This is a genomic window from Aeromonas sp. QDB18, assembly GCF_027705325.1.
GTDB lineage: Bacteria > Pseudomonadota > Gammaproteobacteria > Enterobacterales > Aeromonadaceae > Aeromonas > Aeromonas caviae.
In genome coordinates, this window is sequence record NZ_JAPDBQ010000171.1 from 1 (window position 1) to 8,434 (window position 8,434).

The window sequence follows — 8,434 nt, forward strand, 5'->3', positions numbered from 1 at the left end:
CGATAAAATCAGATCACAATCGAAGCCATTTTTATATCTATTTCAATTGGTTGCTGCTAAAGATCCTGTACATGAACCGAGTTACACCACCATCTTCATCAAAGACATATTCGCCACCATAGTCGGGCATGATCCGGATCAGCTGGGGCATGTAGTCGTCCATCTCTTCCTCGACTCGTTGAGTGGTTCAGCATCGAATGCCATATTTTCGTCGAGCAATGTAGCATTGGCGGTTACGGCAGTAACCGGAAGAGGTCGGTGGGTCCACCGGTGCTCCGCAAATGCGGCAGCGGCGGACGCAGTTCCCCTGACTTACTCTCTCACCCGACAACGGCGCCCACTCTTGATTGGAGCCGTAGGGGCGATGCTCCAGATCATGGTAGGCCAGCTGTAAGCGGGTTTTAGCTTGTAATACTTGCTCTGCCTGTTGAGCTTGCAGTATTCGATACTGCTGTAATCGAGCCTGCCGTTCATTGTGTTGTTGCTGGCGCTTCTCTTCTTCTTGCTGTCGGCGTTGTTTTACCCGCTCCTGAAAGCGCGGATGGTAAAGCCAGCTCAGCGCTTTGGGCTCGGTTTGAACAATGCTGATCAGCTTGGCGACATATTCGTTGTTGTGACCGCCCTGAAGCTGCTCGGCAATCGCTCTGTAGTTGAGCTGCAGTAGTCCGATTTTTGGCTTTGCTGTGGTGAACTCTTCTAACCAAAGTGGAGGGGCGTTTTGCCCGGCGGCAGGCAGGTAGAGACCAACGCGGTAGTCATCGTTTTGCGGCGTTCTATAGATGAAATGCGGGCTTTGATTACCCTGTGACAAGTCGAGATCGAATGTCAGTGCCACATTTTCTCGTCCGCGAATGATGATCTCCTTTCCCCACAAAAAATCCGGCGTACTGATCGACTGGATCTGTCCTAACGTCTCCAGCAGCATTAAGCGAATGCTGGTTTCAAGAGCAAACTCACACAACTCTGCACTGCTATCGTGATGAGCAAAATGGTGCTCGTTAACGTCTCCCTTCCTTGCCTGCAGCCGCGCATCGCAGCTGGGGCAACGACATGCACACGCCAATCCTCTTGGCACATCCTCAATGCTGACGATCTTTCGATCCGCTTCTCTGATCGCAAATGGAATCTTGTTAAATGCCGCCACCACATCCCCCTCGACGCTATTTATTCGCTGGATAAATCAGCAGATAAGAGCCGCATGAGGCAGTTTTATCATCAAGCTCACATTAAGTCATCATTTTGATTGCGTGACTTGTTCGTTATGATAGGTTAAGTCTCTATTGAACATATCTGACCGTAACCGCATGCAGGTTTTAGACGAGCTTCCCTATGCCCAGCGTGAGCGCTTGGCGTATATCGATTTTTGCCTCAACTACTTTGGCTCTATCACCCGTGCTGCGCTGATAGAGCGCTTCGGTATTGGCCCTGCGGCTGCGACCCGTGACTTCGGGGCCTACAAGGAGTTTTGTGCGGGCAACCTGGTGTTGCGTCCGCAAAACAAGGTCTATGAGCGGACGCCTGCATTCAAACCTTTGTTTGACCATGAGCCTACCGCCGCGCTCTCTTGTCTGGCTTTTGGCTTTGGGAATGGCATCACGCAACCCCAGTTGCCGAATGCGCGTTGCCTGGCTCCGCAGCAACTGATCCAGCCCAAGACCGAAATATTGTCCGCTTTGATGCGGGCCATTCATCTGCAAAAAGCCATCAGCTGCAGCTATGTCTCGCTCTCGTCCGGGCGAACGCAACGAGAGCTGGTGCCCCACAGCTTGGCCAATGATGGTCATCGCTGGCATGTTCGCGCCTTTGATCGGCTCCGGCAGGCGTTCCGTGATTTCTCCTGTTCGCGCTTTGAAACTGTCTCGCTGTTAAACGATGTTCCGCCGGAAAAAGAGACTCGCGAGTTTGATCATCAGTGGAACCGAATTGTCGATTTGGAGCTGATCCCGCATCCTGCGATTGCCTATCCCGAGGCCATAGCGATGGACTATGGCATGGTCGATGGTCAGCGCTGTGTGCAGATCCGCGCTGCGTTGGCGGGCTATCTGCTCAACTACTGGAATGTGGACTGTTCACCGGAGCACAGCTTGCCAGCCGAGCGCCATCCACTGGCCTTGAACAATCAGGCCACCTTGTATGGCGTTGAAAATCTGGTGCTGGCTCCGGGCTATGGAGCGAACTCAGTGCAACCGGCATCTGCCACGGGAGATAAAGCGTGAGTCATTATTCAGCACATCAGCAAGCGTGGCTGGCCCATAGTCTGACGCTAGAGGGTAAGGCGGAAGAGTCGTTGACCAAGACGATGGCCGGAGCCAAGGTTGATATGAACCCGCATCAGATCGAGGCGGCCATGTTCGCGCTGGCATCCCCACTGTCGAACGGTGTAATTCTGGCCGATGAAGTGGGTCTTGGAAAAACCATCGAGGCCAGCCTGGTCTTGGCGCAGAAATGGGCCGAACGCCGTCGTAAGTTACTGTTGATAGCCCCTGCCACTTTACGCAAACAGTGGAGTCAGGAGCTTGAGGAAAAATTCTCGCTGCCTTCAATGATCATGGAGGCAAAGTCCTTCAATGAATCTAAAAAGGCGGGGGTGGCCAATCCGTTTGATCTGGAACGTGCTTCCGGAAAGCCTGCAATTTGCATCTGCTCCTATGAATTTGCAGCCCGCAAGGAGTCAGAACTTCAGCGTATCCCGTGGGATCTGGTCGTCATGGACGAAGCGCACAAGTTGCGCAATGTCTACAAGAGTGATGGAGCCAAGACAGCCAAGGTGCTTGATAACGCCTTAATGGGGATTAAGAAAGTTTTACTTTCGGCCACGCCATTGCAGAACAGTATGCTGGAGCTGTACGGGCTGGTGTCCATCATTGATCCGCACTTCTTTGGCGATTTGCCATCGTTTAAGGCCCGTTATGGCCGTCAACAACTGGATCAGGTTGAACTGGCGTTGCTTCGAGATCGCTTGGGCAAAGTGTGCAATCGCACACTCAGACGCCAGGTACAGGAAGAGGGCGGTATTAGCTTCACTCGTCGTTATTCCATGACCGAGGATTTCCGCCCTTCAACGCAAGAAGAGCAACTGTACCGGCAGGTCTCCGAGTATCTGCAGCGTGAAGATCTGCTAGCCATCAAAAGTGGTGCCAGACATCTGGTGACCTTGGTCATTCGCAAAATTTTGGCTTCATCGTCGTTTGCCATTCAAGGCACCCTGCAGACCATGATTACTCGCCTGGAGCAGAAGCAGCCGCTGCTGGATGCCTTGGCAGATTATGAGAATTTGCCAGACCTTCAGGATGAAGAGGGGGTGAGCGACGAGGAGTTGATTGATCCTCAAGCTCTGCAGGCTGAGATTGATTTATTAAAGGATTTTCAACGCCTGGCCTGCAGTATCGCCAACAATGCTAAAGCGGATGCCTTGGTTCGCGTGCTTGAACGTGCCTTTGAGAAAACAGCCGAGCTAGGTGGCAGCCGCAAAGCAGTAATTTTCACCGAGTCAGTCCGAACCCAAACCTGGCTGGCAGAGATGCTGGCGGCTCAAGGGTATGACGGTCAGATCGTGATGCTAAACGGCAGTAACAGTGATTCAGTATCGAAACAGATTTATCAGGAGTGGTTAGAGCGTCATCGGGGCTCTAGTCGTATTTCTGGTTCTAAAACTGCAGATATGAAAGCGGCTCTGGTTGAGCGGTTCCGCGATGATGCCACCTTGATGATCTGCACTGAGGCGGGAGCCGAAGGTATCAACTTGCAGTTCTGCTCTTTGCTGATCAATTACGATCTGCCCTGGAACCCGCAGCGGGTCGAGCAGCGGATTGGCCGGGTCCATCGTTATGGTCAGAAGAACGATGTTGTCGTGGTCAATTTTATCAACAAGGGCAACCGTGCTGATGAGCGCGTGTTTGAGTTGCTGAGTCAGAAATTTCAACTGTTTGAAGGTGTGTTTGGTGCTTCTGATGAAGTCCTTGGCTCCATTGAGTCAGGGGTCGATATTGAACGCCGGATCCACGATATCTACCAGCGCTGCCGTAGTGATGAGCAAATTGAATCTGAGTTCAATTCATTGCAAGAAGAGCTCAAAGATCAGTTGGAGGCCAAAAATAGTGATACCCGCCGGTCGTTGTTTGAGCATTTCGATGCCGATGTCGTCAGCCGACTAAATACCCGTCGGGACAAGACCAATATCGAATTGACGGCTTACCAGCAGAAGATGCTGTTACTGGCCCGTATGGCCTTACAGGAGCAGGGCGGGTTTAGTGAAGCTGCGGGGGCTTTTGTCTGGCGCGATGGCAAATACAGTCTGAACTGGCAGACGGCAGAGATCGAGGATGGTGAGTTTTTCCGGCCTCATGATGGTCTTGGCGCCGAGTTGATTACACAGGCCAAGGCGGCTCACTTGCCGCCTGCTGCTCTCCAGTTTGTTTACGAACGCTCGCCTGATCAGGGGCAATGGACTGATGTGAAAGCCTTGATAGGCAATCGTGGTTTGCTAAAGGTCATCAAGGTGAGTATCGAATCAACGGCGCAGCGTCGGGAACAGTTGCTATTGCTGGCGACCAACCAGCATGGCGAGCCATTGCATAGCGAGATCGTCGAGCGACTATTGCAACTGCCGTTAGCCCAGGTGCCAGTCATCATCCCTGAGCCTGACTTCTCTTCACTGTCAGAGTGGCAGCAGGCACAGTTGTGGGATTTTCAGCGTGAGGTTGAGCGCGATAACGAAACCTACTATGGCGAAGAGGTCGAGAAGTTGGAGCGTTGGTCTGAAGACAAACGCATTGCACTGGATCTGCGTATCAAACAGCTGGATCAGGAAATCAAGGAAGCACGTAAAGCATCACGGCAGCTGACCTCCTTGCAGGAGAAGATGGAAGCCAAGAAGGCACTCAAACAGCTAGAGAGAGAACGCGATAACGCCATGCTGCACTACTACGAAGAGAAGAAGAAGATTGAACAGGAAGAGGATCGCCTGTTGGAAGAAGTTGAAGCTCGTCTGGCCACAGAAACCCGTGTGACGGAGCTGTTTGCGGTAACATGGCAGGTCGTGGCGAATGAACGTGAGGCGGCAGCATGAAGAACATTACCAGCAGTGCTCAGTTGAGCCATATCGTGATTGATGGCTATAAGTCGATTGCCAAGTGTGATCTGCAGATGGGCTCTTTGAATGTGCTAATCGGTGCCAATGGTGCCGGTAAGTCGAACTTCATCAGTTTTTTCAAATTCATCGCTGCGCTGCTCGATAAAAGATTGCAATTGTTGGTTGGCAAAACGGGGGGGCCAGATCTCCTGTTGCATTACGGCCGCAAACAAACGGATGAGATCAATGGCAATATATGGCTTGGTCAGCATGAATACTATTTCTCGTTAGAGGCAACGAATGACAATAGGATGATATTTAGGCAGGAAGGATTAAAAGGGAATGATGAACAATCGGATCTGGCTTTGTCTGATGAAAGAACTATTCCTGTCACGATAAGAAAGGGCAGTTATAGCTCTGGTCATTTTGAATCCATGGCTCAAGATCTGGCACCTGAAATGCAAAAGATTATGCGCTGCTGGCGTGTTTACCATTTCCATGACACCAGCGAGAGTGCCAAGGTCAAGCAGATCCACCGTATCAACGATAACGACTACCTGCGGGAAGATGGCGCAAATCTGGCGGCTTTCTTGTTCCGGTTACAAAAAAATCATCCCGGCCACTACAAGCGGATTGTGCGCACCATTCGCATGGTGGCACCCTATTTCGGTGATTTTTACCTACGCGCCACACCAGACAACCAAGACAGCATTCAGCTCGAATGGACCGAGAAGGATCACGATATTCCCTTCAAGGCCAGTGAGCTGTCGGATGGCACTCTGCGCTTTATCCTGCTGGCGACTGTGCTGCTGCAGCCGGAAGAGTTTATGCCCAGCGCCATCATCGTCGATGAGCCAGAGCTGGGCTTGCACCCCTATGCCATCAATGTGCTGGCCGAGCTGATTAAAAGCGCCAGTATCGAACATCAGCTGATCATCTCGACCCAGTCGGTCGAGCTGGTGAATCAGTTTGATGTCGAGGATCTGATCGTCGTGGATAAGCAGAACGGTGCCTCTACCTTCAAACGTCTGGAAGAGGATCAACTGAGCGAATGGCTACAGGATTACAGCCTGGGTGATTTGTGGAAGAAGAACCTGCTGGGCGGGAGACCACAATCATGAGTCGAGTTCTGGTCTTTGTTGAAGGGCAAACCGAAGAGACTTTCGTGCGTGATCTGCTGGTTCCCTATTTTTCGCGTCTGGGCATTTATCTGACGCCCATTCTGGCGCAGACCAGTCCAGGGCATAAGGGCGGGATAGTCAGCTATGGCAAGGTGAAGCACCAACTGACGCGCTTGTGTCGGCAGGACCAAGGGGCGTATGTCACCACCATGATGGACTACTATGGCCTGCCCAATGATTTTCCGGGGCTGGATGGCCGAGTAGCGGATGCCCATGAGCAGGTGGTGCGACTAGAGCTGGCATTGCAGCAGGATATCGATGCGCCCAATTTTATCCCTAACCTGATGTTGCACGAGTTCGAGGCGCTACTGTTCAGTGCGCCAGAAAAGTTTGCTGAATGGCTGGATGATCAGGCACTGCTTGCACCGATGGCCGCGATCCGTGGCGCGTTTGCAACGCCAGAACATATCAATAACAGCCCGCAAACTGCGCCGTCAAAACGAATCTTGGCGTTAGTGCCACACTATAAAAAGACCGTGGATGGTCCTTTAATTGCTGAAGATATTGGGCTGGATGCCATTCGCGCCCAGTGCCCCCATTTTAATAACTGGATTGAGCGCCTGCTGGCGCTGCCTCGCTGATGATGGCTGGAATAAACATGACAACAACTAAGCAAAAATTGGAACTCACCTGGATTGGCAAGGATAAACGCCCGCGTCTTGAGCCGCGTATTTTTCTTGAAGATAAAAGCCTCTCTTATCAGTCTGCAAAGGTGATTACTAACGAGGAAGGCGAAGCAAATACGGCTTTCAACGATAATCTGTTAATCCATGGCGATAACTTGCTGGCGCTTAAGGCGTTGGAACATCAATACGCAGGCAAGGTGAAATGTGTATATATTGACCCGCCGTATAATACGGGGAACGCATTTGAACATTATGAGGATGGGTTAGAGCATTCTAAATGGCTGACTTTAATGAGAGACCGTATTGATGCGATTTATAAGCTTTTGGCTTTTGATGGTTTCATGGCTTGCCACATAGATGATGCTGAAGGACACTATTTGAAAGTTATGCTGGATGAGGTCTTTGGACGAGAAAACTACCTCACAACTTTGTATGTACAAGTAAGATATGCAAATAAAACACTAAAGCAAGATATGGATTTTCATAAGCAAATCGAGCAAGTGCACGTATATAGAAAAGGATGGGGTGCGAAGCCGAATTTGAATAAAAAAACCTCAAGTTATGAGAAGTTTAATTATTATATAAAGGAGCTGGCAGGAGGAAAAGAGATTTCGTTGGGGAATAAGCGGGTAATGGTGTTTCAGAAAGGTGAATATTTAATAGAGAAAGGAGTGGGATCTGATGATGGATTAAAAGAGGTATGGGCATCAGGCACTATTCTTGATGGTAATTCATCAGGTCGCTTTTTTAGAGATTTCTTGGCCGGTCGATCAAATATCGACGGGTTGGGTGTTTTATATCGAGTAGATGGGATTGGTGATGATAAATTTCCTTATCGATACTTTACCGGCCCACAACGAGCTTCTGCGTCAAAAGGGAAATATTACCAAGGAGTTCCAATAGATAAGCTGAACTCGGATAACGACTTTTCAACAACTCCAATAGAAAATTATTACGATTTTGCAGCAAATTTTGGTAACTGTCGTCATGAAGGAGGGGTTGACTTTAGAAGCGGGAAAAAACCAGAGGCTCTGGTTGAACTCATACTAAAACATTTTAGTAATCCAGGAGATCTTGTTCTCGACTCTTTTGCTGGCTCAGGGACCACAGCTGCGGTTGCTCATAAAATGGGGCGACAGTGGATAACAATTGAACTTGCAGAGCAAGCAGTAACCCATGTAGTGCCAAGAATTCAATCAGTAATTGATGGGAAGGATATGACAGGCGTTACTGAAAAATATAATTGGCAAGGTGGTGGTGGTTTCCGTTATCTGCGACTGGCTCCATCCTTGTTGAAAAAAGATGACTGGGGTAACTGGGTCATCAATAAGGAATATAACGCCGAGATGCTGGCCGAGGCCATGTGCAAGCATATGGGTTTTACCTACGCCCCCAGCCAGACCCAGTTCTGGAACCATGGCTACAGCACCGAAACTGACCATATCTACGTGACCACAGGCTCGCTGGCCTATGACCAGCTTCATGTACAGGACCTTAAGCGTTGAGTCCCTTTAAAACTCCTTCCAAGGTCCTGTTCTGTATCGATTTTCTCTGCT

Annotated in this window: 6 protein-coding genes; 5 read left to right on the forward strand and 1 reads right to left on the reverse strand. The window is 50.2% G+C overall.

All coding sequences use genetic code 11. The features are described from left to right. Positions 1-187: 187 nt before the first annotated feature. A complete protein-coding gene (locus OKC30_RS18535; RefSeq protein ID WP_270665148.1) occupies positions 188-1,144 on the reverse strand; it encodes a hypothetical protein in 957 nt (318 codons plus the stop codon). 160 nt (positions 1,145-1,304) lie between these two features. Here OKC30_RS18535 and OKC30_RS18540 point away from each other — a divergent pair, with 160 nt between their 5' ends. The 5 genes from OKC30_RS18540 to OKC30_RS18560 are packed head-to-tail and all read left to right on the forward strand — an operon-like array spanning position 1,305 to position 8,383. Further along, positions 1,305-2,216, forward strand: a complete 912-nt coding sequence (locus OKC30_RS18540) for a WYL domain-containing protein (RefSeq protein ID WP_161507939.1) — start codon at positions 1,305-1,307, stop codon at positions 2,214-2,216. Next, a complete protein-coding gene (locus OKC30_RS18545; RefSeq protein WP_161507940.1) occupies positions 2,213-5,068 on the forward strand; it encodes an SNF2-related protein in 2,856 nt (951 codons plus the stop codon). Before OKC30_RS18540 ends, OKC30_RS18545 begins: the two co-directional genes overlap by 4 nt. Beyond that, entirely contained in the window at positions 5,065-6,192 is a 1,128-nt protein-coding gene (locus tag OKC30_RS18550; RefSeq protein ID WP_161507941.1) for an AAA family ATPase, read from the forward strand. The genes OKC30_RS18545 and OKC30_RS18550 overlap by 4 nt, the downstream gene beginning before the upstream one ends. Beyond that, positions 6,189-6,833 (forward strand): DUF4276 family protein, encoded by a 645-nt coding sequence (locus OKC30_RS18555; protein WP_161507942.1) that lies wholly within the window; start codon positions 6,189-6,191, stop codon positions 6,831-6,833. Before OKC30_RS18550 ends, OKC30_RS18555 begins: the two co-directional genes overlap by 4 nt. A 17-nt stretch (positions 6,834-6,850) precedes the next feature. Next, positions 6,851-8,383, forward strand: a complete 1,533-nt coding sequence (locus tag OKC30_RS18560) for a site-specific DNA-methyltransferase (RefSeq protein WP_270809742.1) — start codon at positions 6,851-6,853, stop codon at positions 8,381-8,383. The last annotated feature ends 51 nt before the right edge of the window (positions 8,384-8,434 follow it).